The sequence below is a fragment of the Streptomyces sp. NPDC058195 genome (genome assembly GCF_042883525.1).
In the GTDB taxonomy this organism is placed as follows: Bacteria; Actinomycetota; Actinomycetes; order Streptomycetales; family Streptomycetaceae; genus Streptomyces.
The window spans coordinates 231,232-257,946 of the sequence record NZ_JBHVVM010000002.1 but is presented as its reverse complement, the minus strand read 5'-3'; the positions used below and the strand labels follow the sequence as shown (position 1 = coordinate 257,946).

At 71.9% G+C, this 26,715-nt stretch carries 25 protein-coding genes and 1 CRISPR repeat array; of the genes, 9 read left to right on the top strand and 16 right to left on the bottom strand.

The features are described 5' to 3' along the window. Nucleotides 1–71 precede the first annotated feature (71 nt). Nucleotides 72–1,403 carry an MFS transporter gene (locus tag ACFVWY_RS03290; protein ID WP_389866812.1) on the bottom strand — a complete coding sequence of 444 codons (1,332 nt, stop codon included), beginning with the start codon at nucleotides 1,401–1,403 and terminating at the stop codon, nucleotides 72–74. Nucleotides 1,404–1,465: 62 nt separating this feature from the next. On the opposite strand from ACFVWY_RS03290, the gene ACFVWY_RS03285 reads away from it, so the two are divergent. Then, the gene (locus ACFVWY_RS03285) at nucleotides 1,466–2,419 is read left to right on the top strand and encodes a LysR family transcriptional regulator (RefSeq protein ID WP_389866811.1); all 954 of its coding nucleotides are present in this window, start codon (nucleotides 1,466–1,468) and stop codon (nucleotides 2,417–2,419) included. A 140-nt stretch (nucleotides 2,420–2,559) separates the two neighbouring features. After that, nucleotides 2,560–3,564: a CRISPR direct-repeat array (repeat unit 29 nt; unit sequence GGGACCACCCCCGCACGCGCGGGGAGCAC). Between the two features lie 155 nt (nucleotides 3,565–3,719). Here ACFVWY_RS03285 and ACFVWY_RS03280 read toward each other — a convergent pair. Continuing rightward, nucleotides 3,720–4,505 (bottom strand): alpha/beta hydrolase, encoded by a 786-nt coding sequence (locus tag ACFVWY_RS03280; protein WP_389866809.1) that lies wholly within the window; start codon nucleotides 4,503–4,505, stop codon nucleotides 3,720–3,722. A 103-nt stretch (nucleotides 4,506–4,608) separates the two neighbouring features. Between ACFVWY_RS03280 and ACFVWY_RS03275 the strand changes: the two genes are divergently transcribed. Together ACFVWY_RS03275 and ACFVWY_RS03270 are read left to right on the top strand one after the other, a co-directional pair. Beyond that, complete coding sequence (locus tag ACFVWY_RS03275; RefSeq protein WP_389866807.1) at nucleotides 4,609–5,763, top strand: adenosine deaminase; 1,155 nt, start codon at nucleotides 4,609–4,611, stop codon at nucleotides 5,761–5,763. Nucleotides 5,764–5,902: 139 nt separating this feature from the next. Next, nucleotides 5,903–6,220, top strand: coding sequence for a hypothetical protein (locus tag ACFVWY_RS03270; protein ID WP_389866805.1), 318 nt, complete (start codon nucleotides 5,903–5,905; stop codon nucleotides 6,218–6,220). A 134-nt stretch (nucleotides 6,221–6,354) separates the two neighbouring features. On the opposite strand, the gene ACFVWY_RS03265 is transcribed toward ACFVWY_RS03270, so the two are convergent. From ACFVWY_RS03265 to afsQ1, 5 genes are all read right to left on the bottom strand, one after another. After that, nucleotides 6,355–6,558: a PspC domain-containing protein gene (locus tag ACFVWY_RS03265; protein ID WP_389866804.1), complete on the bottom strand. Its 204-nt coding sequence runs from the start codon at nucleotides 6,556–6,558 to the stop codon at nucleotides 6,355–6,357. A 161-nt stretch (nucleotides 6,559–6,719) separates the two neighbouring features. Then, nucleotides 6,720–7,265 (bottom strand): VanZ family protein, encoded by a 546-nt coding sequence (locus ACFVWY_RS03260; protein ID WP_389866802.1) that lies wholly within the window; start codon nucleotides 7,263–7,265, stop codon nucleotides 6,720–6,722. A gap of 305 nt (nucleotides 7,266–7,570) precedes the next feature. Next, the gene (locus ACFVWY_RS03255) at nucleotides 7,571–8,212 is read right to left on the bottom strand and encodes a hypothetical protein (RefSeq protein WP_389866801.1); all 642 of its coding nucleotides are present in this window, start codon (nucleotides 8,210–8,212) and stop codon (nucleotides 7,571–7,573) included. Beyond that, nucleotides 8,209–9,747 carry an ATP-binding protein gene (locus ACFVWY_RS03250; RefSeq protein ID WP_389867094.1) on the bottom strand — a complete coding sequence of 513 codons (1,539 nt, stop codon included), beginning with the start codon at nucleotides 9,745–9,747 and terminating at the stop codon, nucleotides 8,209–8,211. Before ACFVWY_RS03250 ends, ACFVWY_RS03255 begins: the two co-directional genes overlap by 4 nt. Before the next feature lie 11 nt (nucleotides 9,748–9,758). Continuing rightward, nucleotides 9,759–10,436 (bottom strand): two-component system response regulator AfsQ1, encoded by a 678-nt coding sequence (gene afsQ1 / locus ACFVWY_RS03245; protein ID WP_389866799.1) that lies wholly within the window; start codon nucleotides 10,434–10,436, stop codon nucleotides 9,759–9,761. Nucleotides 10,437–10,639: 203 nt separating this feature from the next. On the opposite strand from afsQ1, the gene ACFVWY_RS03240 reads away from it, so the two are divergent. Further along, nucleotides 10,640–11,401 carry a SigE family RNA polymerase sigma factor gene (locus ACFVWY_RS03240; RefSeq protein ID WP_389866798.1) on the top strand — a complete coding sequence of 254 codons (762 nt, stop codon included), beginning with the start codon at nucleotides 10,640–10,642 and terminating at the stop codon, nucleotides 11,399–11,401. A gap of 258 nt (nucleotides 11,402–11,659) precedes the next feature. Here the strand turns inward: ACFVWY_RS03240 and ACFVWY_RS03235 are convergent, their stop codons facing one another. Next, nucleotides 11,660–12,367: a uridine kinase gene (locus ACFVWY_RS03235; RefSeq protein WP_389866796.1), complete on the bottom strand. Its 708-nt coding sequence runs from the start codon at nucleotides 12,365–12,367 to the stop codon at nucleotides 11,660–11,662. A 63-nt stretch (nucleotides 12,368–12,430) separates the two neighbouring features. Between ACFVWY_RS03235 and ACFVWY_RS03230 the strand changes: the two genes are divergently transcribed. Further along, complete coding sequence (locus ACFVWY_RS03230; RefSeq protein ID WP_389866794.1) at nucleotides 12,431–12,865, top strand: hypothetical protein; 435 nt, start codon at nucleotides 12,431–12,433, stop codon at nucleotides 12,863–12,865. Nucleotides 12,866–12,949: 84 nt separating this feature from the next. Here ACFVWY_RS03230 and ACFVWY_RS03225 read toward each other — a convergent pair whose 3' ends face one another. The 3 genes from ACFVWY_RS03225 to deoC are packed head-to-tail and all read right to left on the bottom strand — an operon-like array spanning nucleotide 12,950 to nucleotide 16,306. Then, on the bottom strand, nucleotides 12,950–13,861 hold the full coding sequence (locus tag ACFVWY_RS03225) for an aldehyde dehydrogenase family protein (protein ID WP_389866792.1): 912 nt from the start codon (nucleotides 13,859–13,861) through the stop codon (nucleotides 12,950–12,952). Further along, on the bottom strand, nucleotides 13,851–15,290 hold the full coding sequence (locus ACFVWY_RS03220) for an aldehyde dehydrogenase family protein (protein ID WP_389866791.1): 1,440 nt from the start codon (nucleotides 15,288–15,290) through the stop codon (nucleotides 13,851–13,853). Before ACFVWY_RS03220 ends, ACFVWY_RS03225 begins: the two co-directional genes overlap by 11 nt. A 5-nt stretch (nucleotides 15,291–15,295) precedes the next feature. Further along, on the bottom strand, nucleotides 15,296–16,306 hold the full coding sequence (deoC, locus tag ACFVWY_RS03215) for a deoxyribose-phosphate aldolase (RefSeq protein WP_389867092.1): 1,011 nt from the start codon (nucleotides 16,304–16,306) through the stop codon (nucleotides 15,296–15,298). 113 nt (nucleotides 16,307–16,419) lie between these two features. On the opposite strand from deoC, the gene ACFVWY_RS03210 reads away from it, so the two are divergent. Then, nucleotides 16,420–17,067 (top strand): PH domain-containing protein, encoded by a 648-nt coding sequence (locus ACFVWY_RS03210; protein WP_389866790.1) that lies wholly within the window; start codon nucleotides 16,420–16,422, stop codon nucleotides 17,065–17,067. A gap of 44 nt (nucleotides 17,068–17,111) precedes the next feature. Here the strand turns inward: ACFVWY_RS03210 and ACFVWY_RS03205 are convergent, their stop codons facing one another. Together ACFVWY_RS03205 and ACFVWY_RS03200 are read right to left on the bottom strand one after the other, a co-directional pair. Then, on the bottom strand, nucleotides 17,112–18,062 hold the full coding sequence (locus ACFVWY_RS03205) for an SDR family NAD(P)-dependent oxidoreductase (RefSeq protein ID WP_389866788.1): 951 nt from the start codon (nucleotides 18,060–18,062) through the stop codon (nucleotides 17,112–17,114). 238 nt (nucleotides 18,063–18,300) lie between these two features. Continuing rightward, entirely contained in the window at nucleotides 18,301–18,978 is a 678-nt protein-coding gene (locus ACFVWY_RS03200; RefSeq protein ID WP_389866786.1) for a helix-turn-helix domain-containing protein, read from the bottom strand. 268 nt (nucleotides 18,979–19,246) lie between these two features. Here ACFVWY_RS03200 and ACFVWY_RS03195 point away from each other — a divergent pair, with 268 nt between their 5' ends. Then, the gene (locus tag ACFVWY_RS03195; protein WP_389866784.1) at nucleotides 19,247–20,692 is read left to right on the top strand and encodes an NCS2 family permease; all 1,446 of its coding nucleotides are present in this window, start codon (nucleotides 19,247–19,249) and stop codon (nucleotides 20,690–20,692) included. A 61-nt stretch (nucleotides 20,693–20,753) separates the two neighbouring features. Here ACFVWY_RS03195 and ACFVWY_RS03190 read toward each other — a convergent pair whose 3' ends face one another. The 3 genes from ACFVWY_RS03190 to ACFVWY_RS03180 form a co-directional block, all read right to left on the bottom strand. Continuing rightward, entirely contained in the window at nucleotides 20,754–22,394 is a 1,641-nt protein-coding gene (locus tag ACFVWY_RS03190; RefSeq protein WP_389866782.1) for a phospho-sugar mutase, read from the bottom strand. A gap of 54 nt (nucleotides 22,395–22,448) precedes the next feature. Further along, nucleotides 22,449–23,273, bottom strand: coding sequence for a purine-nucleoside phosphorylase (locus ACFVWY_RS03185; protein WP_389866780.1), 825 nt, complete (start codon nucleotides 23,271–23,273; stop codon nucleotides 22,449–22,451). A gap of 102 nt (nucleotides 23,274–23,375) precedes the next feature. Then, on the bottom strand, nucleotides 23,376–23,813 hold the full coding sequence (locus ACFVWY_RS03180) for a gamma-glutamylcyclotransferase (protein ID WP_376688498.1): 438 nt from the start codon (nucleotides 23,811–23,813) through the stop codon (nucleotides 23,376–23,378). 252 nt (nucleotides 23,814–24,065) lie between these two features. Between ACFVWY_RS03180 and ACFVWY_RS03175 the strand changes: the two genes are divergently transcribed. Further along, on the top strand, nucleotides 24,066–25,505 hold the full coding sequence (locus tag ACFVWY_RS03175) for an NAD(P)H-quinone dehydrogenase (protein WP_389866778.1): 1,440 nt from the start codon (nucleotides 24,066–24,068) through the stop codon (nucleotides 25,503–25,505). 210 nt (nucleotides 25,506–25,715) lie between these two features. Then, nucleotides 25,716–26,687, top strand: a complete 972-nt coding sequence (locus ACFVWY_RS03170; RefSeq protein WP_389866776.1) for a DeoR/GlpR family DNA-binding transcription regulator — start codon at nucleotides 25,716–25,718, stop codon at nucleotides 26,685–26,687. Nucleotides 26,688–26,715 lie beyond the last annotated feature (28 nt).

Here is a 26,715-nt window from a genome sequence, read left to right as displayed (position 1 = left end):
CTTCGCGCGCCGTGAGGTGCTTCCGCCTGCTAGACGCGCGTCGGGGAGTGGATGGTTGTGCGCCGTATGTCTCAGTTCTGTACGGACGCCCGCACCGGCGCCACCGCGACCGGCTGGAGCCGCTCGCGGCGGGCGGCCCGCGTCCCGTACAGGGTGATCGCGGCGACACCGAGGACCGCGAGCAGCCCCAGTGAAACGGTCCCGGCCCAGCCCCCGGCGTGGAAGGCGACCGCGCCGAGCGTGCCGCCCGCGCTGGAGCCCAGGTAGTACGCCGACTGGTAGAGCGCCGACGCCTGGGCGCGTCCCTTCGTCGCCGTACGGCTCACGGAGGAGGAGGCGACGGCGTGCCCGGCGAAGAAGCCCGCCGTGATCAGGACCAGGCCCAGCAGCACCGAGGCGATCCGGTCCCCGAGCGAGAGCAGCAGCCCGGCGGCCGTGGTGGAGACGGCCAGGTACAGCGCGCCGCGGCGGCCCAGCCGGGCGACCAGCTTCCCGGCCGCGGCGGAGGAGACCGTGCCGACGAGGTAGACCAGGAAGATCGAGCCGACGACCCCCTGCGGGAGGCTGAACGGCGCCTCCACCAGCCGGTAGCCGATCACCGTGTAGACCGCGCCGAACACCGTCATGAACAGTGCGCCGATCGCGTACAGCCGACGCAGCAGCGGGTCGGCGAGGTGCCCGCCGACCGTCCGGGCCAGGGCCTTGGGGTTCAGCGTCCCGGGGGTGAAGTTCCGGGCCTTGGGGATCATGAGGTGGAAGACGACCGCGCAGGCCAGGGCCATCAGCCCCAACGCGCCGAGCGCCGCCCGCCAGCCCCACAGCTGGGCGATCCAGCCGGTGACGATGCGGCCGCTCATGCCGCCGATGCTGTTGCCCGCCACGAACAGTCCGATCGCGGCGATCAGCGCCTTCGGCCGCACCTCCTCCGCCAGGTAGGCCATCGCGGAGGCGGGCAGGCCCGCCAGGGCGGCGCCCTGCACGGCGCGGAGGGCGATCAGCCAGCCCAGCGAGGGGGCGAAGGGGACCAGCAGCCCGACCAGTACGGCGATGACCAGCGAGGCGGTCATCATCTGCCGCCGCCCGAACCGCTCGGACAGCGCGCTCAGCGGCAGTACACACACCGCCAGTGCTCCGGTCGCCGCGGAGACCGTCCAGCTGGCCTGCCCGGCCGTGGCGCCGAAGGAGGCGGAGACGGCGGGCAGCAGGGCCTGCGTGGAGTAGAGAAGAGCGAAGGTCGCGACACCCGCGGCGAAGAGCGCGAAGCTCATCCGGCGGTACCCGGGGCGGCCCGGTTCGAGGCGGTCCGGCGTGGTGGCGGCGGGCGCGGGGGAGTCGGCGACGGGGGACGGCTGGGGCGAGGCGGCCACGACGAGCGTGGACGCCCCGGTACTGGCAGGAGGCATGCTTCGAACGTAGGCTCTCCCCTTTCATGCGTCCAATGCACGAAGTGGCGATAATCAATCCCATGGTGCATGAACACAGCTCACGGCCCCGGCTGTCACCGAGTAGTTACGAAGAAGACATTCGCGCCGTGCTCGCTCCGCGGCTGGCCCACTTCGCGGCGGTGGCCCGCCACGAGCACGTCACGCGCGCCGCGCAGGAGCTGGGCGTTCCGCAGTCGACGCTCTCGCGGGCGATGGTGAGGCTCGAACAGGACCTGGGTGTCGCCCTGTTCGCCCGCAAGGGGCGCACGGTCTCGCTCACCCCGGCGGGCCGCACCTTCCTCGCGTCCGCCGAGCGGGCCCTCGCCGAGGTGGAGAAGGCCGCCGACTCGGTACGCGCCGATGCCGACCCGGCCACCGGCAAGGTCGCCTTCGGCTTCCTCCACACCATGGGCTCCGAGACGGTACCCGCCCTCATCCGCGCCTTCCGGGCCGACCACCCCGGGGTCCGGTTCCAGCTCGTGCAGAACTACGGCGAGGCGATGATCGAGCGCCTGCGCGCCGGCGGCCTCGACCTCTGCCTCACCTCGCCCGTCCCGGACGCCCCGGACCTGGTCGCCCGGCGCCTGGACGAGCAGCGCCTGCGCCTGGTCGTCCCCGAGGACCACCGCCTCGCCACCCGCCGCCGCATCCGCCTCGCGGAGGCCGCCGACGAAACCTTCGTCACGCTGGAACCCGGCTACGGGCTGCGCCGCATCACCGACGACCTGTGCGCCGAGGCGGGCTTCACTCCGCGCGTCGCCTTCGAGGGCGAGGAGGCGGAAACCCTGCGCGGCCTGGTCGCGGCAGGACTGGGCGTGGCCCTCCTCCCCCCTCCGGCAGTACCCCGCCCGGGAGTCGCCGAACTGACGGTGACGGCCCCGAGAGCCGCCCGGGAAATCGGGGTGGCCTGGCTCGACGGCCACCCCGACACGCCCCCGGTGGCTGCCTTCAAACGCTTCCTCCTGTCCAGGCGCGGCCACTTGCTGCCGGACTGAGCGAAGACCAACACGCCCCAAAGCCCCGCACGACAAGCGGCCCACCCTCACCCTCCACACGCAGGAACCACGGGATGACGGAGGTGGAGCTGTACGGCGGGCCAGGACCACCTTTACCGCAGTAAACCCGCCTCACCCTGGCCGACCACCCCGCACGCGCGGGGAGCACAAGGACGGCATGACGCCCGCGCAGATGCCGAAGGGACCACCCCCGCATGCGCGGGGAGCACGTCCCGGGGCAGTGCCCCGGACTCCACCAGCCGGGACCACCCCCGCACGCGCGGGGAGCACCCGACCTTTTCCAGCAGGCCCTTGTCCCCGGTGGGACCACCCCCGCACGCGCGGGGAGCACCCGGGTGTTGCAATCCTGGGAATGATGGCGACGGGACCACCCCCGCACGCGCGGGGAGCACCGGGAGGCGCATCTACCGGGTGCTGGACGGGTGGGACCACCCCCGCACGCGCGGGGAGCACGTGGTTTTGTTCACGCCCCAGCCGCCCGACGTGGGACCACCCCCGCACGCGCGGGGAGCACAATTCGGCCACCTCCCCCACCTTCATTCCCTCGGGACCACCCCCGCACGCGCGGGGAGCACGCGGACGTCGACCAGGTGCAGGCCGCGGTCGCGGGACCACCCCCGCACGCGCGGGGAGCACGACCTCCGTCAACTCGCTGGCGGACGGAACCTGGGACCACCCCCGCACGCGCGGGGAGCACAGGCCCTGGAAGTCGTGGCCGGCCTCCAGCGGGGGACCACCCCCGCACGCGCGGGGAGCACGTCCGCGACGGCGCGCAGCGCGATGGCCTGCTGGGACCACCCCCGCACGCGCGGGGAGCACCAGCGCGCGCAGCAGTTCGGCGGCGGTGCGGAGAGACCACCCCCGCACGCGCGGGGAGCACCTCGGGCAAGTGGCTACGGATGAGGGCGCACTGGGACCACCCCCGCACGCGCGGGGAGCACCGGACAGCCACCGCCGAGTCGGACATTGCCGCGGGACCACCCCCGCACGCGCGGGGAGCACTAGGCGGCGTCAAGGCGCGCGCGGTTGGCCTTGGGACCACCCCCGCACGCGCGGGGAGCACCCCTCGATCGTGTCGACAAGGTAGCGAACGCCGGGACCACCCCCGCACGCGCGGGGAGCACTGTTCGTGACCTGCGAGTTTAGTGGGGGGAGGTGTTGTTCCCGTCCATCTTTGTCGAATCCGGCATGTGTGAGATACCCGGTGTACGCGGCATGTGTGGCATACCGCTTCGGCTCCTTCCTGGTCTCAAGTGGCCCGCTGGTCCCCGGCGTTCGGTCAGTGGTGCAGCGACTTCCCGAACCCCGCCGCCAACGGCATCCGCAGCCCCAGCGGCGGCGGGGCGGCCAGGGCGTCGGTGACCGGGCGGGCGTAGGCGTGGCCGAAGAGGGAGCCGCGTATGAAGTTGGCGGCCAGGGCGGTGACTTCGGCGCGGTGCTGGCGGAGGCTGTGGCCGTCCGAGTGGACCTCGAAGCGGCAGGTGTCGCGGTTGGTCTTCTTGGCACGTTCGGCCAGGCGGAAGGAGAGTTCGGGGTCGGTGCGGGCGTCGTTGGTGCCGTGGACGAGGAGGACCTGGCGGCCGAGGAGGTGTTTCACTGGTTCCGGTTCCGGGCTGTCCGGGCCGGAAGGGCTGTTCGGGCCGGACTCGGGGAGCCAGGGGGCCATCGCCAGGACGGAGCCGACCGCCGGGTGGCCGCCCGCCCGGAGCGCGGCGCGGCCGCCCATGCCGTGGCCGGCCAGGCAGATGGGGACGTCGCCGTAGAGGCGTACGACCTCCTCCACCGACCACGCGGCGTCCGCCGCGAGCTGGGCGTCCGTCGCGTTCCAGCCGCGGCAGCTGTACCGGACCACGTGCACGGCGAGCCCGTCCTCCTTTCCGGCGCGGGCCAGGGTGCGGGCCAGCGGCAGCTGGCGGGCGTACGAGAGGGGGGAGGGACGACGGTGCGAGTCGGCCTCGCCGTCCGGGAGCAGCAGGACGACGCCGCTGACCGCGGTAGTGGCTCCGGCCGTCCGGACGGCCCGTCCCAGCCTCGGGGCAGGCAGGGGGAGTGCGCGCTGTGCCATGGCAGAACAGTGTCAGAAGGAGAGGTGTACGCCACCCGTATTCGCGATCACTGTTACGCATCGACACGAAGCGATCTACGCGCGTAGGGGCTAGAGTGCGCAGATGATGAGCCCGACCCTTCACGTGCCCGGCCAGGATCAGATCCGGCGTGCCCCCAAGGTCCTCCTTCACGACCACCTCGACGGCGGCCTGCGCCCCGGGACGATCGTGGACCTCGCCCGCGCGAGCGGGTACGAAGGACTTCCCGAGACCGAGCCGGACAAACTCGGCGTCTGGTTCCGCGAGGCGGCCGACTCCGGTTCGCTGGAGCGCTACCTGGAGACGTTCGCCCACACCTGCGCCGTCATGCAGACCCGTGAGGCACTGGTGCGGGTGGCCGCCGAGTGCGCCGAGGACCTGGCCGCGGACGGCGTCGTCTACGCCGAGGTGCGGTACGCCCCCGAGCAGCACCTGGAAGCCGGGCTGACCCTCGAAGAGGTCGTCGAGGCGGTCAACGAGGGCTTCCGCGAGGGCGAGCTGCGGGCCCGCCGCGACGGCAACCGCATCCGGGTCGGCGCTCTGCTCACCGCGATGCGGCACGCCGCCCGGTCCCTGGAGATCGCCGAGCTGGCCAACCGCTACCGCGACCAGGGTGTGGCCGGGTTCGACATCGCGGGCGCGGAGGCGGGCTTCCCTCCCACCCGCCACCTCGACGCCTTCGAGTACCTCAAGCGCGAGAACAACCACTTCACCATCCACGCGGGCGAGGCTTTCGGTCTGCCGTCGATCTGGCAGGCCATCCAGTGGTGCGGTGCCGACCGGCTCGGCCACGGCGTCCGCATCATCGACGACATCGAGGTCGCCGAGGACGGCGAGGTGAAGCTCGGCCGCCTCGCCTCCTACGTACGGGACAAGCGCATCCCGCTGGAGCTGTGCCCGACCTCCAACCTCCAGACCGGTGCCGCCGCCTCCTACGCCGAGCACCCCATCGGGCTGCTGCGGAAGCTGCATTTCCGCGCCACCGTGAACACGGACAACCGTCTGATGAGCGGCACGAGCATGAGCCAGGAATTCGAGAAGCTGACCGAGACCTTCGGATACACGCTCGACGATATGCAGTGGTTCACCGTCAATGCGATGAAGTCCGCGTTCATTCCTTTTGATGAGCGTCTGGCGATGATCAACGAGGTGATCAAGCCCGGATACGCCGAGCTGAAGTCCCGGTGGCTCTTCGAACAGACCACCGCGACCAGCGTTTCTTCCATGTCCACGGACTGACGGAAGTCCGCACCGAAGGCGGCCGGGATGTCGAATTCCCGACTGTTTCCGGCGTGTCGGACTGTTTGTGGGGAGGAGGAAAAGGTGGCTACTTTTCGTTGCCCCCACACCCTCCTTCTCTCCCGAGGATGAATTCCACATGAAGCAGTCTGCTGCCAGGACTCTCGGCGTCGCCGTTCTCGGTGCCGCCTTCGCCGCCGCTGCCGCGGGTACCGCCTCCGCCGCCGTGCTGCCGGCCGATGTCGCGGCCATGACCCTGCCCGTCGCCAGCACGGCGCTGAACACCGCGACCCAGGGCCTGCCGCTCCAGGAGACCACCACCAAGCTCCTCGGCACCAACCAGCAGAAGCTGGTCGACGGTGCCACCACCCCGGTCAAGGGCCTGCTCGGTGGCCTGCCCGCGGGCGGCGTGAACACCGGCGGGCTGTCGGCCAACGGCCTGCCGCTCGGAGGCTGAGCACGGCGCTGAACGCGGCTGAGCACGGCTGAGCACGACTGAGAACCGAAAGACGCGCGACGTGCCGCTGTACGCCTGTGGGGCGGCCACCCGGTCCGGGTGGCCGCCCCACAGGCGTATGACTGAGGAAGAGCTCACCAGTCGGTGGACGTCGCCGTCTTCTCCGACGGGAGCAGCAGCCACAGCGCCAGGTAGAGCAGGAACTGCGGTCCCGGCAGCAGGCACGAGACCAGGAAGATGACGCGCATCGTTCCCGCGGAGGTGCCGAAGCGCCGTGCCAGCGCTGCGCACACTCCGCCGATCATGCGTCCCTCACGGGGGCGAACAATTCCGGCCATGGTGGGCTCCTTCGCGAAACCGTTACGGGAATCCGTCACGGGAATCCGTTGCCGGAATCCGGCTACGGGAATCCGTCACGGGAATCCGGTTGCTGGGGAGCAGCTCCGTCGTGCCCCCCGATGAATCCATGGTCTCCGCTGAACGGGGGAAGAACGTCGCTCTACGGGGCCATTCCGACCCTGGGAATCGTCGGGGTGGCACCCTGACCCGCCTCGTCCCTGGGACGGGGGAGCACGCTGATCCGCTCCTTCTTCCGGCGCAGCCGCGCCCGGCACATCGGGACGACGAGCAGGTGGGCGAGGGCCACACCCACCGTGTTCAGCAGCATCGAGTCGACGTCCACGACCTGGCCGGGCACACCGGTCTGGGCCAGCTCGATGAGCGTGGAGATCAGCGTGCCCGCCGCGACGGTACGGGCCAGCGAGGCCCACGGGGAGACGGCGAGACGGCCTCCGGCCATCGGCAGCAGGACACCCAGCGGGGCGAGGAGCAGCAGCCCCTCGCCGATCCGCCGGGCGGCCTCGACCGGTCCGAGGGCCAGATCGGCCCGGATACCGGCGAAGAGACGGAGATTCGAGGCGGTCGCCCAGGGCACGTCGAGCGGACGCAGGGTCAGCCACCCGACGAGCAGCAGATGAGCGAGGAGCAGGCATACTCCGGCCGCGCGGAAGCGGATGACGGTCTGACCGTCCGAACCTTGACGCACGACCCCCAAGACGCGACGAGCGGCGGAATCGGTTCCGCCGCTCAACGATCCGGTACGCCGCGCCTCTCGGCGGACCGGCCCGCCCGCGCGCACCACCAGGTCGGCGCCACCGTCCTCGACGCGACCGGCCCGCCCGCGCGACGTACGCGCGCCAGTCCTCCCGCTCCGCCAGCGCCTGCTCGGGCCCGCCCGCGCGCGACGTGCTCCAGGAGACGCCGATCTTTGCCCTGATCCCGGTCGGGGCCCGCCCGCGCGACGTACGCGCGCTCAGGCCCGGTGAACGGGACCGCGCGGGGAGCGGGCGCTCAGAGCCCCGTGCCGGTCACCGCGCCGGTCGCCGGGGCCGGGACCGCGCTGGGGCGCGCCTTCATCTCCGAGGTGCACAGATAGCCCCGCGCCGGGTACTCCCCGGGGCCGCCCAGCAGCACCGTGCCCCGCGGGGCGAGCGTGTCGTTCTCCGCGTACGTGCACACGATCTGGGCCAGCGCCTCGGACCGCAGGTCCTCCGGCTGCTCGCTGAGCCGCAGGGTGTCCTGCCGCTCGCCGTGGCGGGCCGGGCCGATCTTCAGGCCCTTCGGGACGGTCGTGGCGTATCCGGCCCGCCGTTCCTCGGCGTCCGGCGTGCGCCGCAGCTCGTCCAGGAGCGCCCGTGCCACCGGCACCCGGCCCTGGCCGGAGACGCGGAGGGTCACGGTGCGGTCCACCGTGACCAGCTGCGAGGAGCAGACCAGGTAGATCTGTACGGGCACGCCCTTGAGGGCCTGCGTGGTGACGTTCTCCGCCGGTACGGTGCACGGCACCTGGGACGGCGCGGCCCCGGCGTCCACCGGGACCGTGGTGGACCTGATCCCGCAGCCCGCGACCAGCGCGGCCCCCGCCAGCACCCCGGCCAGCGCGAGGGTTCTGCGCCCCCGCCCCCGGAGCCCGTTGCCGCCGTTGTCCGTCATGTGGTCCCGTCCCCCTCGTCCCGGCTCCCGCCGTCGTCCCCGTCGGCGTCGTCCTCGTCGCCGGTACGGGTCAGCCGCTCGGCGTCGCGCGGCAGCCGCAGGACGAACACCGCGCCGTCGCCGTCCGGAGAGTTGGCGGCCGTGATGTCGCCGCCGTGGATGTGCGCGTTCTCCATGGCGATCGACAGGCCGAGCCCGCTGCCCTCCGAACGCGGCCGGGAGGCACTGGCCTTGTAGAACCGGTCGAAGACGTGCGGCAGGACGTCCTCGGGGATGCCCGGACCGTGGTCCCGGACCTCGATGACCAGTTCCTCACCCTGCGTCCGCACCGCGACCCGCACCGGCGAACCGCCGTGCTTGAGCGCGTTGCCGATCAGGTTCGCCAGGATCACGTCCAGGCGGCGCGGATCGAGGCGGACCATCATGCCGCGTTCGGCGTCCAGGTCCACCGCGTCCAGCCAGGCGCGGGCGTCGATGCAGGCGGTGACCTGGTCGGCGACGTCGACCGTGTCGAGGACCAGCCGGGCCGTGCCCGCGTCGAAGCGGGTGACCTCCATCAGGTTCTCCACCAGGTCGTTGAGCCGACGGGTCTCGCTCACCACCAGGTGCACCGCGGGCGCGATCATCGGATCGAGGCCGTCCGCCTCGTCCTCCAGCACTTCGGTGACGGCGGTCAGCGCGGTGAGCGGGGTGCGCAGCTCGTGCGACATGTCGGCGACGAACCGCCGGCTCGCCTCGTCCCGCGCGCTCATGTCCGCGACCCGCTTCTCCAGCGAGCTCGCCGTCCGGTTGAACGTACGCGAGAGGTCGGCCAGTTCGTCCGTGCCGGACACCACGAGCCGGGTGTCGAGCTTGCCCTCGCCGAGCTTGCGGGCGGCGTCGCCGAGCCGCTGCACCGGGCGCAGCACGGTCGTCGCCGCGGCCTGCGCGAGCAGCGCCGAACCGATCAGCGCGAGCGTGGTGGCGATCCCCAGGGACCAGGCGAGGGAGTTCAGGTCCTGCCGCTCCTGGTCGAGCGACTTCAGCATGTAGCCGGTCGGGCCCCCGCCGATGATCTTCGTGCCGCCCACCAGGTACGGGGTGCCGTTGATGCTGGTGCGCTGCCAGAACAGGTGGTACTCGTACGTGTTGCCCGAGCCCACCGGCTGCTTCTTGCCGACGGCCTTCTGGAGCGAGGGCGGCACGTTGTCGAGCGTGAAGGTGTCCAGGTCGGAATTGCCGACGATCGGCTTGCCGGTGTCGCGTTCGTCGACCAGCAGCACGCTGTACCCCGGCGAGCTGCTCGCCATCTGCACGGCGGCGTTCTGCAGGTCGTCCCGGGTGGGGCTGAGCGGCAGAGAGGCGGCCCGGCTCTGCATCTCCTGGCGGAAGTCCCCGAGCGCGGAGTCCTGCGTACGGGTCAGCACCGCCTCGCGGTTCAGCCAGTACGCGATGCCCGACGCGGACACCGCGGCGGTCAGCGCCACCAGACCGAACACCACGGCCAGCCGCAGGCGCAGGCTCGTCCAGCGGAGCCCGGTGAGGAGCCTCCGCATGGCGGCAGCGGTCACTGGGGCGAGTCCAGCCGGTAGCCCACACCCCGGACGGTACGGATCAGGGTCGGCGAGGACGGCACGTCCTCCACCTTGGCGCGCAGCCGCTGCACACACGCGTCCACCAGCCGGGAGTCACCGAGGTAGTCGTGCTCCCAGACCAGCCGCAGCAGCTGCTGCCGGGACAGCGCCTGGCCCGGCCGACGGCTCAGCTCCAGCAGGAGGCGCAGCTCGGTCGGTGTGAGCTGCAGATCCTCCCCGTTCTTCGTCACGGTCATCGCGGAACGGTCGATCACCACGCTCCCGAACACCGCGGAGTCGGTGGACTCGCGCTCGCCGCGCCGCAGCACCGCGCGGATACGGGCGTCGAGCACCCGGCCCTGCACGGGTTTGACCACGTAGTCGTCGGCGCCGGACTCCAGCCCGACCACGACGTCGATGTCGTCGCTGCGCGCGGTCAGCAGGATGATCGGCAGCTGGTCGGTGCGCCGGATGCGCCGGCACACCTCGAAACCGTCGATACCGGGCAGCATCACGTCCAGCACGACCAGGTCCGGCCGCTGCTCGCGCAGCAGTTTCAGGCCGTCCTCTCCCGTCGCCGCGGTGGCCACACGGTGGCCCTGGCGTGACAGCGAGAGTTCGAGGGCCGTGCGGATGGCGTCGTCGTCCTCGATCAGCAACAGGAAAGGCACGCTGGTCATTCTGACCCATGGCAGAGCCCCAGTTCGACAGTTGGCCCCTACTCGTGCGTCCGCCGGTGCGTCCCGTACGTCCCGGACACGGGTACGGCGGTGCCTGTGACAGCTCTGTGACAGTCGGCGGACAGCGTCATGAAACTGCCCGGCCAAGCTCATTGGCACAGGAACGGACGGACTCCACCGATGGGGGGCGCGAGATGAACGCAACTCACAGCATCACCGCAAGCGCAGTTGTCACGCGTCTCCACGATGTCGGGCGGAGCGCCGAGAAGTCCGGCGCGACGGGCGCACGGGGGTGCGTGCGTGGTGCCGGGCGTCAGCACACGTCGTACATGACGGTGGTCGACGCACCTGCGGGGGGAAGCGGGGGGACCAACGCAGGCGCCGCGTACGGGGAGGGCTCGGGGGAGCGGACGGCCCCGGCGCGGGCCGAGGACGCCGAGGCGGCGTTCACGGCCTACGTCCGGGAGCGCCGTGCCTCCCTGTACGCGACCGCCTACCACCTGACCGGTGACCGGTTCGAGGCCGAGGACCTGCTGCAGAGCGCGCTGTTCTCGACGTACCGGGCCTGGGACCGGATCAGCGACAAGGCGGCGGTCGGCGGCTATCTGCGCCGCACCATGACGAACCTGCACATCAGCGCCTGGCGCAGGCGCAAGCTGAACGAATACCCGACCGAGGAGCTGCCGGAGACGGCGGGCGACACGGACGCGATGCGCGGCACGGAACTGCGCGCCGTGCTCTGGCAGGCGCTGGCGCGGCTGCCCGAGCTCCAGCGCACGATGCTGGTCCTGCGGTACTACGAGGGCCGCACCGACCCGGAGATCGCGTCCATCCTCGACATCAGTGTCGGCACGGTGAAGTCCAGCATCTGGCGGTCGCTCCGCCGGCTGCGTGAGGACGACGTCCTCAGCTTCGGCCGTGACCAGGAGGAGTCCTTCGGCGAGCTCGTGGCCTGAGGCAGGGGGGAACGGGGGAACCACGGGGGAGGAACGGGGGGACAACGGGGGAATCCACGGGGGAATCCAGGGGGACGCCGCTTCGGGGGAGGCGGCGGAGTACGGGGAAAGCAGCGGGGCCGGACAGGCGGGGGGCCTGTCCGGCCCCGTCGGCATGCCGGCGGGTATGGCATCCCGGGCCGGGTACGGCTTCCCGGCGTCGGATACGGCTCACCGGGCCCGGTTTCTCCGCCCCCGCGCCGCCGCGCCGTTACGCGGCTACGCCGATTCCCTGGCCGCGGGGGCCCGTCGGCAGCGTCCGGCCGCCGCCGCGGCGAGCCGTCCCAGAGCCTCCTCCTTGCCGCACGGATACGCGCCCAGCGCCGCCTGCCGGGCCACGATCCGCCGCTCCGCACGCATCAGCCGCCACCCGCGCCGCAGCAGGAACGGCACCGACTTGCGGCCCTCGCGCAGATCGCGCATCAGGCGGCGGCGGAACGTCGTCGTCGGGCGCCCGCGCAGACAGAGCGCGTCGGCGAGCACACCCAGCTCCTGGCACCGCTCGACGATGTCCGCCGCGAATATCCCCTCGGCGACGAACAGCGGGGTGCGGTCGATGTGCAGGGTCTCCCGGCCGGTCCGGGAGCTGGTGGAGATGTCGTAGAGCGGGACGTCCGTGCGCCCCGTGCGGCACAGGTCCACGATCGCGGACACCGCCGCGTCCGAGTCCCAGGACTGTGCGGAGTCCCAGTCGATGTCCGTGCTGTCGGGGACGAGCGGAAGCGTGGGGTCGTCGCCCTCCTTGTAGAAGTCGTCCAGGCGCAGCACCGGCAGGTCGGTGCGGGCGGCGAGGGAGGACTTGCCGGAGCCGGAAGGTCCGGCGAGCAGCACCACGCGGGTCGGGGTCGGTTGGGCATTCACAGAACACGAGTGTGAGGCATTGACCCACGCAGGGGATCCCCCGGTGCCTGTGTTGGTATCCAGCATCACACCTCAACTACGCTACGCACTCAATTGATTACTGGATCGTCTCGGTCAGGTGGTAATTCCATGGCACGTCACGCACTCTCCCGGTCCCGTCGCCGCGCCCTGCTGAGGGCAGGCCTGACCATCACGGCGGTGGGGGCCGCGCTCGGTGCGGGGGGTGCGGCGGCCCAGGCGGCGCCGGTGGTCCCGGCACCGGCCGTGGGCACCGAAAGCGGCTCCGGCCTCGGCCTCGGCGAGGACGCCGACGCCGCCGTGGGCGCGACCACCGGCGCGCTCGGGGTGGCGCTCAAGCACAGCATCGCCCCGGTGACGCATCTGCGGCTCGACCCGCTGGCCGGTACCGGCACCGACCCGCTGACCAACGGACTGGAGACGCAGGTCGCCGACTTCAAGCCGCTCTCCACGACCTCCCTCACCGACCCGCTGACCAGTGGCGGGGCGCTGAAGGACCTGCCGCTGGTGGGGCCGTTGACGGAGACGCTGCGCGGGAGCCTGTAGAGGGGCCCGCGGACCGGAAACGGCCCGCTTCCCCGCGCCGGGCACTCCGGCGCGGGGAAGCGGGCCGCCCGCGTGGACGCGCGTTCAGTACGCGGAGCCCGAGGCGCCCAGGGCGCCGGTGGGGTGCCAGACCGTCTTGGTCTCCAGGAACGCCGTCAGGCGGTGGGTGTCCGGGGCGGTCGCCCAGTCCGTGTCCGCGGTGCCGTCGGCGCGCGTGTCCCGCGGGCGCAGGACACGCTTCAGGTTGTCCGCCGCCGCGATCTCCAGCTCCTTCGCGAGCACCTCGTCGGCGCCCGTCAGGTCGATCGCGTTGACGTCCTGGTGCGAGGCGAGCGGGGCCGCGATCTCCGCCGTGTGCCCGGACAGGACGTTCACCACGCCGCCCGGCAGGTCGGAGGTGGCCAGCACCTCGCCCAGGGAGAGCGCGGGCAGCGGGGCGTCCGCCGAGGCGACGACCACCGCGGTGTTGCCGGTGGCGATGACCGGGGCGATCACCGAGACCAGGCCCAGGAACGACGACTTCTGCGGGGCCAGTACCGCGACCACGCCGGTCGGCTCGGGCGTCGACAGGTTGAAGAACGGGCCCGCGACCGGGTTCGCCCCGCCCACGACCTGGCCGATCTTGTCGGTCCACCCGGCGTACCAGACCCACCGGTCGATCGCCGCGTCCACCACGGCCGACGCCTTGGACTTCGACAGGCCCTCCGCGTCCGCGACCTCCCGGACGAACTGCTCCTTGCGGCCCTCCAGCATCTCCGCGACGCGGTAGAGGACCTGGCCGCGGTTGTACGCGGTCGCTCCCGACCAGCCGCCGAAGGCCTTGCGGGCGGCCACGACCGCGTCGCGCGCGTCCTTGCGGGAGGACTGCGGGGCGTTCGCCAGCCACCTGCCCTTGGAGTCGCTCACCTCGTACACCCGGCCGCTCTCGGAGCGGGGGAACTTGCCCCCGACGTACAGCTTGTAGGTCTTGAAGACGCTCAGACGGTTATCGGACATCGAGGTACGCCTCCAGGCCGTGACGGCCGCCTTCGCGGCCGAAGCCCGACTCCTTGTAGCCGCCGAAGGGCGAGGTCGGGTCGAACTTGTTGAACGTGTTGGCCCAGACGACGCCCGCCCGGAGCTTGTTCGCCACCGCGAGGATGCGGGAGCCCTTCTCCGTCCAGATGCCGGCCGAGAGGCCGTACTGGCTGTTGTTGGCCTTGGCGACCGCCTCGTCGGGGGTGCGGAAGGACAGCACCGACAGCACCGGGCCGAAGATCTCGTCCCGGGCGATGGTGTGCGCCTGGGTGACGTTCGTGAACAGCGTCGGGGCGAACCAGTAGCCCGCGGCGGGCAGCTCGCAGGGAGCCGTCCAGCGCTCGGCGCCCTGCGACTCACCGGTGTCGGCGAGCGCGGTGATCCGGGCCAGCTGCTCCGCGGAGTTGATCGCGCCGATGTCGGTGTTCTTGTCCAGCGGGTCGCCGAGCCGGAGCGTGGACAGCCGCCGCTTCAGCGCGTCCAGCACCTCGTCCTGGACCGACTCCTGCACCAGCAGCCGGGAACCGGCGCAGCAGACCTGGCCCTGGTTGAAGAAGATGCCCGTGACGATGCCTTCGACGGCCTGGTCGACCGGGGCGTCGTCGAAGACGATGTTGGCGCCCTTGCCGCCCAGTTCGAGGGTGAGCCGCTTGTCCGTACCGGCGACCTGGCGGGCGATGGCCTTGCCGACCGCGGTCGAGCCGGTGAACGCGACCTTGTTCACGTCCTCGTGCGCGACCAGGGCGGCGCCCGCGTCCCCGTAGCCGGGGAGGATGTTCACGACGCCCCTGGGCAGGCCCGCCTGGCGGCAGATGTCCGCGAAGAACAGCGCGGACAGCGGGGTGGTCTCGGCGGGCTTGAGGACCACCGTGTTGCCGGTGGCGAGCGCCGGGGCGATCTTCCAGGCCAGCATCAGCAGCGGGAAGTTCCACGGGATGACCTGGCCCGCGACCCCGAGCGGGCGCGGGTTCGCGCCGAAACCGGCGTGGTCCAGCTTGTCGGCCCAGCCCGCGTAGTAGAAGAAGTGCGCCGCGACCAGGGGGAGGTCCGCGTCGCGGGTCTCCTTGATCGGCTTGCCGTTGTCGAGGGTTTCCAGGACGGCGAGCTCGCGGCTGCGCTCCTGGATGATCCGGGCGATCCGGAAGAGGTACTTGGCGCGCTCGGCGCCCGGCAGCGCCGACCACTTCTCGAACGCCTTGCGGGCCGCCTTCACGGCCCGGTCGACATCGGCCGCACCGGCACGGGCGACCTCGGAGAGCACTTCCTCGCTGCTCGGTGAGACGGTCTTGAAGACCTTCCCGTCGGCCGCGTCGGTGAACTCACCGTCGATGAACAGCCCGTAGGAGGGCGCGATGTCGACGACCGCGCGGGACTCGGGGGCGGGGGCGTACTCGAATGCAGATGCCATGGGGATCAGTCCACCGTCACGTAATCGGGGCCGGAGTAACGGCCGGTGCTGAGCTTCTGGCGCTGCATCAGCAGGTCGTTCAGCAGGCTGGAGGCGCCGAACCGGAACCAGTGGTTGTCCAGCCAGTCCTCGCCCGCGGTCTCGTTCACCAGCACCAGGAACTTGATCGCGTCCTTGGACGTGCGGATGCCGCCGGCCGGCTTCACACCGATCTGCACGCCGGTCTGCGTCCGGAAGTCGCGCACCGCCTCCAGCATCAGCAGGGTGTTCGCGGGCGTGGCGTTGGTGGAGACCTTGCCGGTCGACGTCTTGATGAAGTCGGCGCCCGCCAGCATGCCGAGCCAGGAGGCGCGGCGGATGTTGTCGTACGTGGACAGCTCGCCGGTCTCGAAGATCACCTTGAGCCGGGCATCGGTCCCCTCGGGCCGGGCGCACTCCGCCTTCACGGCGAGGATCTCCTCGTACACCTTCAGGTACCGCCCGGACAGGAAGGCGCCGCGGTCGATCACCATGTCGATCTCGTCGGCCCCGGCGGCCACCGCGTCACGGACGTCCGCCAGCTTCACGTCGAGCGCGGCGCGTCCGGCGGGGAAGGCCGTCGCCACGGACGCCACCTTCACCCCGGAGCCGGCCAGCGCGGCGACGGCGGTGGGCACCATGTCGGGGTAGACGCAGAGGGCCGCGGTGCGCGGGGCGGGACGGTCCGGCTCGGCACCGGGGAGGTCGCTCGCGAGCCGGTGCGGGGTGTAGCGCAGCGGTTCGGGGTTGAGGGCCTTGGCGGCGAGGGCCCGGACCTTGCCGGGGGTGTCCGCGCCTTCCAGCGTCGTGAGGTCGATCATCGAGATGGCCAGGTCGATGGCGTACGCCTTGGCCGTGGTCTTGATCGAACGGGTTCCGAGGGACGCGGCACGCGCTTCGAGGCCGACGGCGTCGACGCCGGGCAGCCCGTGCAGGAAGCGGCGCAGCGCACTGTCGGACGCGGTCGCGTCGGCGAATGCTGGAGCTGTGGTGGGCATGGTCACCAGATGAGCATATCTACGCGCGTAGCGGCCTGTACAGGGGCCCCGGCTCTCCCCGCATCCCCGTACCGCTCCGGCGCCCCAGGCGCCCGTCAGGCAGAATCGGCCCCATGACGAGCCCCACACCGCCCGCCGAGCCGGTCTACGCCGACCGGACCTTCCGCTCGCCCGCCGGGATGGCCGGGGGTGTCCTGCTGCTCCTGCTCATCTGCTGGATCGGCGGGGACGCGCTGATCCGGGGGCACGGAAGGGTGCCGTGGCTGGCGCTCGCGGGCATCCTGACCTCGGTGCCGCTGGTCGTCGCGTTCACCCTGCGGCCCGTCGTGTCCGCCAACGACCGGCGCATCCGCATCCGCAACCCGTTCCGCACGATCACGCTGCCGTGGACCGCGGTGTCGGACCTGCGGGCCGGATACTCAAGTGAGCTGTTCACCGAGGACGGTACGAAGTACCAGATGTGGGCGGTCCCGGTGTCGCTGCGGCAGCGCAAGAAGGCGGCCCGCCAGCAGTCCAGGCGCTCGCTGGACGACCCGTACGACCGTACGTCCGTGACGGCCGATGTCCGCGACACCAGGAACCGGGTGGCCGCGGCCGACCGGACCCTGGCGGACCTGCGCGAGCTGGCGGAGCGGGCGAAGGCGGGGGCGGCCGGGGACGCGTCGGCGGATGCGGCGGTGTCGGTGCGCTGGGCGTTCGAGGTGATCGCACCGGCCGTGGTGGGCGCGGTGCTGCTGGTGGTCCTCTTCGCGACGGGCTGAGCGCCCGCCGTACGCGGCCCCGGTGCTCCGGGACGGCCCGCCCCCTACCGGAAGCCGAGGTCCGGATCGGTGCCGGCCAGCTCACCGCTGACGGCCCACAGCCGGGCGGCGGCGTCCGGGTCGGCCATGTGGGAGGGGACGGGTTCGCGTCGCGGTCTGCCGCGCAGCCCGAAGACCCTCGGCCCCCACAGCTGCCCTCCCCGCACCCCCGGGTCGAGAACGGCCCGGACGACGGGCCACGCTCCGGCGTCCTTGCCCTGCACCAGGAGCGCGGCGGGCAGGGACCGCAGCCGCTCGCCCGGGAGCGTCACGGTCACCGGCGCGCGGGACGGGGTGAGGGCGTCCAGCGCCCCGCCGGGATGGGCCACCACGCTGAGTACGGTGCTGCCGACGGCGCGCAGGCGGCGGTCGAGCGCGAAGCCGAAGCACATCTGCGCCAGCTTCGACCGGCCGTAGGCGCGCTTGGGCCGGTAGTCCCGGGCCGACTGCGGGTCGTCCAGGTCCAGGCGCTCGGACCGTGCCGCGAAGCTTCCCACCGTCACGACGCGGCCCGCGGGCGCCGCGGACAGCAGGGGAGCCAGCCACTGGGTCAGCGCGAAGTGGCCGAGGTGGTTGGTGGCGAACATCAGCTCGTGGCCGTCCCCGGTCTCCTGACGCGGCGGGTCGTCCAGCGCGACTCCCGCGTTGTGGACCACCGCGTCGAGGTGATCGAGGTCCAGCGCGTCCACGGCGGTCCTCAGGGACGGCAGGTCGGCGAGGTCCAGCCGGAGGTGCCGCACCCGCGCGCCGGGAACGCGCGAGCGGATCGAGCCCATGGCGGCGTCGGCCTTCGCGCGGTTCCGGCTGCCGAGTACGACGACGGCGCCCGTGGCGGCGAGCTGCTCCGCGGCGAAGTAGCCGATCCCGGCGTTACCCCCGGTGATCAGGAAGGTCCTGCCCTCGGCGGAGGGCAGCCGGTGAACGTCCCACGGCTGGTTGCGGGATGGGGAAGACACGATGAGGGGCTCCTGGCGGTCCGGGACGGCGTGCTCGTGAGGAGCACCTGCGCGTCCACGGTCGCAGCCCCCGCCGACAGGGCGCCGACAGGTTTCCGACAGGCCCCGGGCAGTCGCGGAGAGCCAGAGTGCGGCTGCGTCACGGCCGGAGCGGAGGGACGGGAGCGCGGCCGGGCGCGGTGCGGGGTGCGGTGTGAGCGGTGAACCCGGGCGCTCGCTCCCCTTGCCGGGACAGCCCTCAGTCCTCCGGGAAGCGGGACCAGAAGTGGTTGACGATGTCGTCGAGGTAGCGCCGGCCGTCCTCGCCCGACGCGCTGGTGCCGCCCGCCCGGCTGAGGGTGGCCGCCATGAGCGTCTGGTACTCGTGGTGCATGTCGCGCAGGGGGTCCTGGAGGTCGCGGCGGTCCACGGCGATGAGACGGGCGATGGCACGGATGTGTGCCTGCCAGCGGGTGGAGACCGCTTCGGCGAGCAGGCGGGCGAGTTCGTCCTCCAGCCCGGTGATGGCGATGAAGTCACGCGGGGGCAGGGTGAGGGCGGCGGCGAGGGCGGCGGACTGCCGTTTGCTGCCGGTCCACTGGCTCGTCTCCTCCATCTGCTGATAGGCGTCGAGGTCGACGCCGGTGGCGCGGGCGACGTCCTCGGCGGCCAGTCCGCGGGCGATGCGGTGCTCCCGCAAGGTGCGCGGGGCGCCCATGAGTTCGTGGGGGTTGCACCACAGGGCCCCGGCCAGCGCGGTGAGTTCACCGGCGCTGGGCAGCGCGGTGCCGCGCTCCCAGGCGGTGATGTGGTCAGGGGTGATGTAGGCCATGCCGTAGGAGGCGCGCATGCCGTAGGCGACATGGCCGGGGGCCATCCCGAGCTTCTCGCGCAGGATGCGGGCGGCGCGCGCGTTGAAGGGAAGCGGTGTGTGCACGGGCCGAGGGTAAGGAGTTACCCGCGATCAACTCCATGGCCGATGTCGCCCGCATCCCGTTTTGGATTGATAGGTCGTCGGCGATTTCAGAGGAACCGACAGGGGCGGTACGAGAAGGACAGGTAATCGATACCTCACGGCAATCGAGATCATGCCCCTGACACGTAGGATCCGCTGGCCAGGCGCCGTACGTGCGTACGCAAGCAGGTGGTGCGCACTCCGGCGCCGCTGCCATTTTCCCCGCACCTGTAGTTCAGGAGGCGCAGTCATGTACAGCAGCACGACCGGCTCGGTCGAAGAGCCGAGGCGCAGATCCGGTGGCCCGGTCGACCGATTCTTCCGTATCGGTGAACGCGGCTCGACCTACGGCCGTGAGATACGCGGCGGGGTCGCGACGTTCTTTACGATGGCCTACATTCTCGTACTGAACCCGATCATTCTTGGCAGCACCGAGGATAAGTTCGGTCACCAGTTGGACGCCGGTCAACTGGTCACCGCCACCGCTCTGGTGGCCGCCGTGATGACCGTGATCATGGGTGTGGGGGGCAACCTGCCGCTCGCCCTGGCCGCGGGTCTGGGGCTCAACGCCGTCACCGCCTTCCAGATCGCCCCGATGATGGGGTGGGACGACGCGATGGGCATCATCGTGCTCGAAGGCCTGCTCATCACCGTGCTGGTGATGACCGGTCTGCGCGAGGCGATCATGCACGCCATCCCGCAACCCCTCAAGCAGGCCATCAGCGTCGGCATCGGCCTGTTCATCGCCTTCATCGGCTGTGTCGACGCGGGGTTCGTCACCCGCGTCCCCGACGTCGCGAACAGCACCGTGCCCGTTCAGATCGGCACCGGAACCCTGACCGGCTGGCCCATGCTGGTCTTCTGCCTCGGGGTGCTGCTGACGATCGTCCTGCTGGTCCGCAGGGTGCAGGGCGCCATCCTCATCAGCATCGTCGTGATGACCGTCGTCGCCGTCGTCATCAACGGCGTCGCCAACGTCAAGTCCTGGGGCCTGATCACCCCCTCGCTGCCCGGCAAGCCCTTCTCCGCACCCGACTTCGGGCTCCTGGGCGAATTCGACCTGTTCGGCGCGTTCAGTCACGTCAGCGTGCTGACGGTCATGCTGTTCGTCTTCACCCTCCTGCTGTCCGACTTCTTCGACACGATGGGCACCATCGTCGGTGTCACCGCCGAGGCCGGACTCCTCGACGAGCGCGGCCAGGTCCCCGGTCTCGGCCGTGTCCTGCTGATCGACGGCGCGGCGGCCGTCGCGGGCGGTGCCGCCTCCGCCTCGTCCGCCACCGCGTACATCGAGTCCGCCGCGGGTGTCGGTGAAGGCGCGCGCACCGGTTTCGCCAACCTCGTCACCGGCGGCCTGTTCGGCCTCGCGCTCTTCGCCACCCCCGTGCTCACGATCGTGCCCCTCCAGGCCGCGGCCCCCGCTCTCGTCGCGGTCGGGTTCCTGATGATGACTCAGGTGAAGCACATCGAGTGGGACCGGTACGAGGTCTCGATCCCCGCCTTCCTGACCATCGCCGTGATGCCGTTCACCTACTCCATCAGCAACGGCATCGGCGCGGGCTTCCTGTCCTACGTGGTCATCAAGGCGTGCCTGGGCAAGGCCCGCGAGGTCCACTGGCTGCTCTGGGGCACCGCGGCGCTCTTCCTCGTCTACTTCGCCATCGACCCGCTGGAGCAGCTGCTCGGCATGAAGTAGCCCGCGAGGTCTCGACGAGACCGCCCCGGACCCGGCCGTGCCGGTGTCCGGGGCGGGGCGCTCAGATCCCGGCCGCGGCCGCCAGATCGCGCTTGATCCCGTCGAGCAGCTCCGCCGCCCTCGCGCGGGCGGCCGGGAGCTCTCCGGCCGAACCGACCGGCACCACGACCTCCAGGTAGCACTTGAGCTTCGGCTCCGTGCCGCTCGGGCGGACGATCACCCGGGCGCCGTCCAGCCGGTAGCGCAGGCCGTCGGTCGGCGGCAGCAGGTCCGATCCCCGCGTCAGGTCCTCGGCCGAGGCGACGGGCAGCCCCGCCAGCGCGGTCGGGGGCGTCTCGCGCAGCCGCCGCATGGCGTCCGAGATGACCGACAGGTCCTCCACCCGGACCGACAGCTGGTCGGTGGCGTGCAGCCCGTGGGTGACCGCGAGGTCGTCCAGCAGGTCGAGCAGCGTACGGCCACGCTCCTTGAGCACTGAGGCCAGCTCGGCGACGACCAGCGCGGCCGTGATCCCGTCCTTGTCGCGGACGCCCTCGGGGTCGACGCAGTAGCCGAGCGCCTCCTCGTACCCGTACCGCAGGCCGTCCACCCGCGCGATCCACTTGAAGCCGGTCAGCGTCTCCTCGTAGCCGAGGCCCGCCTTCTCGGCGATCCGGCCGAGCAGGGAGGACGACACGATCGACTCGGCGAGGACACCGGTCGCGCCCCGGTCCACCAGGTGCGCGGCGAGCAGTGCCCCGACCTCGTCGCCGCGCAGCATCCGCCAGCCGCCCCCGGCCGCCGGGTCGGGCACCGCGACGGCGCAGCGGTCGGCGTCCGGGTCGTTGGCGATCACGAGGTCGGGTCCGGCCCGGCGCGCGGTCGCGAAGGCGAGGTCCATCGCGCCGGGTTCCTCCGGATTGGGGAAGGCGACGGTGGGGAACGCCGGGTCGGGTTCGGCCTGCTCGGCGACGAGCACCGGGGCGGGGAACCCGGCCCGCTCGAAGGCGGCGGTCAGTACGGACGTGCCGACCCCGTGCATCGCCGTGTACACGACCCGTGCGGTACGCGGCGAACCGGCCGTGAGTACCGCGTCGGTACGGGCCAGATAGGCGTCCAGCACCTCCTCGCCGAGGATCTCCCAGCCGTCCTCGGGACGGGGCACGCCGTCCAGCGGGCCGATCGCGGCGATCTCGGCGGCGATCCCGGCGTCCGCCGGGGGGACGATCTGCGAGCCGTCACCCAGGTAGACCTTGTAGCCGTTGTCCCGCGGCGGGTTGTGGCTGGCGGTCACCTCGACGCCCGCGACGGCACCCAGGTGCCGTATGGCGTACGCGAGCACGGGGGTGGGCAGCGGGCGGGGGAGCACGGCGGCCCGCAGCCCCGCGCCGGTCATCACGGCGGCGGTGTCACGGGCGAATTCGGCGGACTTGTAGCGGGCGTCGTAGCCGATGACGACGAGCCCGCCGCCCTGCCCCTGCGCCTTCAGGTACGCGGCGAGCCCGGCGGCCGCGCGGATCACGACGCAGCGGTTCATCCGCATCGGCCCGGCGCCCAGCTCGCCGCGGAGCCCGGCGGTGCCGAACTGGAGCGTGCCGGCGAACCGTGCGGCCAGTTCGTCGAGGTCCCCGGCCTCGACGAGCCGGGACAGCTCGTCACGGGTCTCGGGGTCGGGGTCCTCCGCGAGCCACGTCCTGGCCCGCGCGATGAGGTCCTGCTGCACGGTGTCCGCCTTCCTGCGGGGTGCTTCGTGGATGGGTGGCTCTCCGGCCGCGTCTCAGATGCGTTCGAGGACCCGGGCCAGCAGCGAGCCCATCCGGGTCGCCGAGTCCCGCCCCGCCTGGAGCACCTCCTCGTGGTTGAGCGGCTCGCCGCTCAGCCCCGCCGCGAGGTTGGTGACCAGCGAGATGCCCAGCACCTCGGCACCGGCCTCGCGGGCCGCGATGGCCTCCAGGACGGTGGACATGCCGACCAGGTCGCCGCCCATCACCCGGACCATGCCGATCTCGGCGGGCGTCTCGTAGTGCGGGCCGGTGAACTGCACGTACACGCCTTCTTCGAGGGTGTCGTCGATCTCCTGGCACAGCGCGCGCAGCCGCGGCGAGTACAGGTCGGTGAGGTCGACGAAGTTGGCGCCGACGATCGGGGAGGACGCCGTCAGGTTGATGTGGTCGCTGATCAGCACCGGCTGACCGGGGCGCATGCCCTCGCGCAGACCACCGCAGCCGTTGGTCAGGACGACCGTCCGGCACCCGGCCGCGACGGCGGTACGGACCCCGTGGGCCACGGCGGCGACGCCCCGGCCCTCGTAGAAGTGCGTACGGCCGAGGAAGACCAGGACGCGCTTCTCCCCGATCAGGTACGAACGGATCGTGCCGCCGTGCCCCTGGACGGCGGGGGCCGGGAAGCCGGGCAGCTCGGTCACCGGGAACTCGGCCTCCGGGGTGCCGAGCGCATCGCCCGCGGGCGCCCAGCCGGAACCCATCACGAGGGCGACGTCGTGGGTCTCGGCCCCGGTCAGCTCGCGCAGGCGGGCGGCGGCGTCGGCGGCGGCGGCGTACGGGTCGCCCTGGATCTGGTCCGGAATAACTGATGCGTTCACGCGGATGAGGGTAGCCGGTGATTCCCTACGCGCGTAGATGCCCTGGTACAGACTAGCGCCGCACGGCCTTGTGCGTTCACACGAAAACGCTGGTGGGGCGGGTCAGCAGGGGCGCTTGCGCAGTTCCATCACATAGTCGTGCGGGGCGCCCGCGGACTCCGCGGCGTCGGCGATCTCGCCCAGGTAGCGGGCGGACGGCAGACCGCCCTCGTAGCCGTTCAGCACGTACATCCAGGCCGGTTCGTCGCCGTCCAGGGTGTGCACCCGGACCCGCATCCGGCGGTAGATGTCGAGGCCGACGCCCTCCCAGCGGTCCATGGAGTCCTCGTCCATCGCCGCCAGGTCGTACAGCGCGACGAACACCTGGGAGCGCGGCGCCTCCACGACCGTGGCGAGCGCGCCCTCCCAGCCCATCTGCTCTCCGCCGAAGGTCAGCCGCCAGCCGTTGAGCCAACCGGTGCCGCGCAGCGGTGAATGCGGAGCGCGGCGCGTCATCAGCCGCGCGTCGAGGTTGCCGGCGTACGCGGCGTAGAGCGACATGGGTCCGAGGGTACGGGAGGTGACGGTGAGAACGTCGGTTCCGTACGGAAGACCACCCGCGGGATTCCGCGCCGGGATCCCGGCCGCACCCCGGGAGCCCCGCCCCGGCGCACGTTTGGAGGGCCCCGGGGCGAAGCACCTTGGCGCGTGCGGGACAATGAAGTACGTACTGCATTCCCCCGGGGCGCTCCCCCGGACCCCCGGCCGGGGCAGCAGACGGCCGCGGGATGACATACGCGAGGCGGACTTTTCGTGACCCGGATCGTGATCATCGGCGGCGGACCCGGCGGCTACGAGGCGGCGCTGGTGGGCGCCCAGCTCGGTGCGGAGGTGACCGTCGTCGACTGCGACGGCCTCGGCGGCGCGTCCGTGCTCACCGACTGTGTGCCCTCGAAGACCCTGATCGCGACGGCGGAGGTGATGACCACCTTCGACTCCTCCTACGAGGAACTCGGCATCATCGTCGCCGATGACACCCCGCCCGTCGAGAAGGCCGCCCGCGTGGTCGGCGTCGACCTCGGCAAGGTCAACCGGCGGGTGAAGCGCCTGGCGCTCGCCCAGTCCCACGACATCACCGCCTCCGTCACCCGGGCCGGTGCCCGGGTGATGCGCGGACGCGGCCGGCTGGAGGGCCTCCAGGCCGCCGACGGCTCCCGCACGGTCGTCGTGACCGCCGCGGACGGCGCGGAGGAGCGGCTCACCGCCGACGCCGTGCTGATCGCGACCGGCGGCCACCCCCGGGAGATCCCGGACGCGCTCCCCGACGGCGAGCGCATCCTGAACTGGACCCAGGTCTACGACCTCGACGAGCTGCCCGAGGAACTCATCGTCGTCGGGTCCGGTGTCACCGGCGCCGAGTTCGCCGGTGCCTACCAGGCGCTCGGCTCGCGCGTCACGCTGGTCTCCTCCCGCGACCGGGTGCTGCCCGGCGAGGACCCGGACGCGGCCGCCGTGCTGGAGGACGTCTTCCGCCGCCGCGGCATGAACGTCATGGCCCGCTCCCGCGCCCAGGCCGCCAAGCGCGTCGGCGACCGGGTCGAGGTCACCCTCGCCGACGGCCGGGTCATCTCCGGTTCGCACTGCCTCATGGCGGTCGGCGCGATCCCCAACAGTGCGGGCATGGGCCTGGAGGAGGCCGGGGTCCGGCTCAAGGAGTCCGGCCACATCTGGACCGACAAGGTCTCCCGCACCAGCGCCCCCGGCGTCTACGCGGCCGGTGACGTCACCGGGATCTTCGCCCTCGCCTCGGTCGCCGCCATGCAGGGCCGGATCGCGATGTACCACTTCCTCGGCGACGCGGTGGCCCCGCTGGACCTGAAGACGGTCTCCTCGAACGTCTTCACCGACCCCGAGATCGCCACCGTCGGCTACACCCAGGCCGACGTCGACGCCGGGAAGATCGACGCCCGCGTCGTCAAGCTCCCGCTGCTGCGTAACCCGCGCGCCAAGATGCAGGGCATCCGGGACGGCTTCGTCAAGATCTTCTGCCGCCCCGGCACCGGCATCGTGGTCGGCGGCTGCGTCGTCGCACCGCGTGCGAGCGAACTGATCCACCCCATCTCGATCGCGGTCGACAACAATCTGACGGTGGAACAGATCGCGAACGCCTTCACCGTGTACCCGTCCCTGTCGGGTTCGATCGCCGAAGTGGCACGGCAGTTGCACACCCGTAAGCGCGCGGGCGAGGCGTAGCGCGCGGGCCGGATCACCGGACGCCGCCCGGAAAACCGCTGTTCGCGGGCGGCTTCCGGGGGCCTCTGGCAGGCCCGGGTGACCAGGTTCGATCGCTACGGAACAACAACGGGGCCGCGTATACCACTCGGTGGCCTTCCGTATGTACAACTTCCGTTATTCGGTGCAAAGTGCTGAAAACACTCGGGCGGTCACGTTACTGTCAGTTCCGTGTTCGCTGCAGAACGTCGTCAGTTGATCCTCGAAATGGTGCGTGCCAACGGAGCGGTATCGCTCCGTGAGCTCGCCCGCGTCGTCCAGACCTCCGAAGTGACCGTACGGCGGGACGTGCGGGCGCTGGAGGCAGAAGGACTCCTCGACCGCCGTCACGGCGGTGCGGTACTGCCGGGCGGCTTCACGCGGGAGTCCGGCATTCCGCAGAAATCCCATCTCGCCACCGCGGAGAAGACGGCCATCGCGGATATGGCGGCCGGACTCGTCGAGGAGGGCGAGGCCATCGTCGTCGGCGCCGGCACGACCACGCAGGAGCTGGCCCGCCGGCTCGCGCGGATTCCCGGGCTGACCGTCGTCACCAACTCCCTGCTGGTCGCCCAGGCCCTGGCCCACGCCAACCGGGTGGAGGTCGTGATGACCGGCGGCACACTGCGCGGGTCCAACTACGCCCTGGTGGGCAGCGGCGCCGAGCAGTCCCTCCAGGGGCTGCGGGTCGCGCGCGCCTTCCTCTCCGGCAGCGGGCTCACCGCCGAACGCGGCCTGTCCACCTCCAACATGCTCTCCGCGAGCGTGGACCGGGCGCTGGTGCAGGCCGCCGCGGAGGTGGTGGTGCTGGCCGATCACACCAAGCTGGGCTCCGACACCATGTTCCAGACGGTGCCGACGGACCTCATCACCCGCCTGGTGACGGACGAGCCCCCCGGCCACGACGACCGCGCCGCCACCGAGCTCCAGGCCCTGGCCGACCAGGGGGTGCAGATCGCGGTGGCCGGTGCGGCGGGCGGCTCCGGCGCGGCCGAGTCCCTTCCGCACGGCAGGCAGGGGCGCCGCGAGATGCCGCTGCCCGGCCAGAGGCGTACGGCCCATGGCGGCCCCGGCGGCCAGGGCCCGCAGCAGCTGCGGAGCCCGTCCGCGCTGGGGGACGGCCAGGGGGAGCGGTCCAGGGTGGCGGACCTGCGGCGCAGGTAGGGGCCGGGCGGTCGGCCCGCTGGACGGC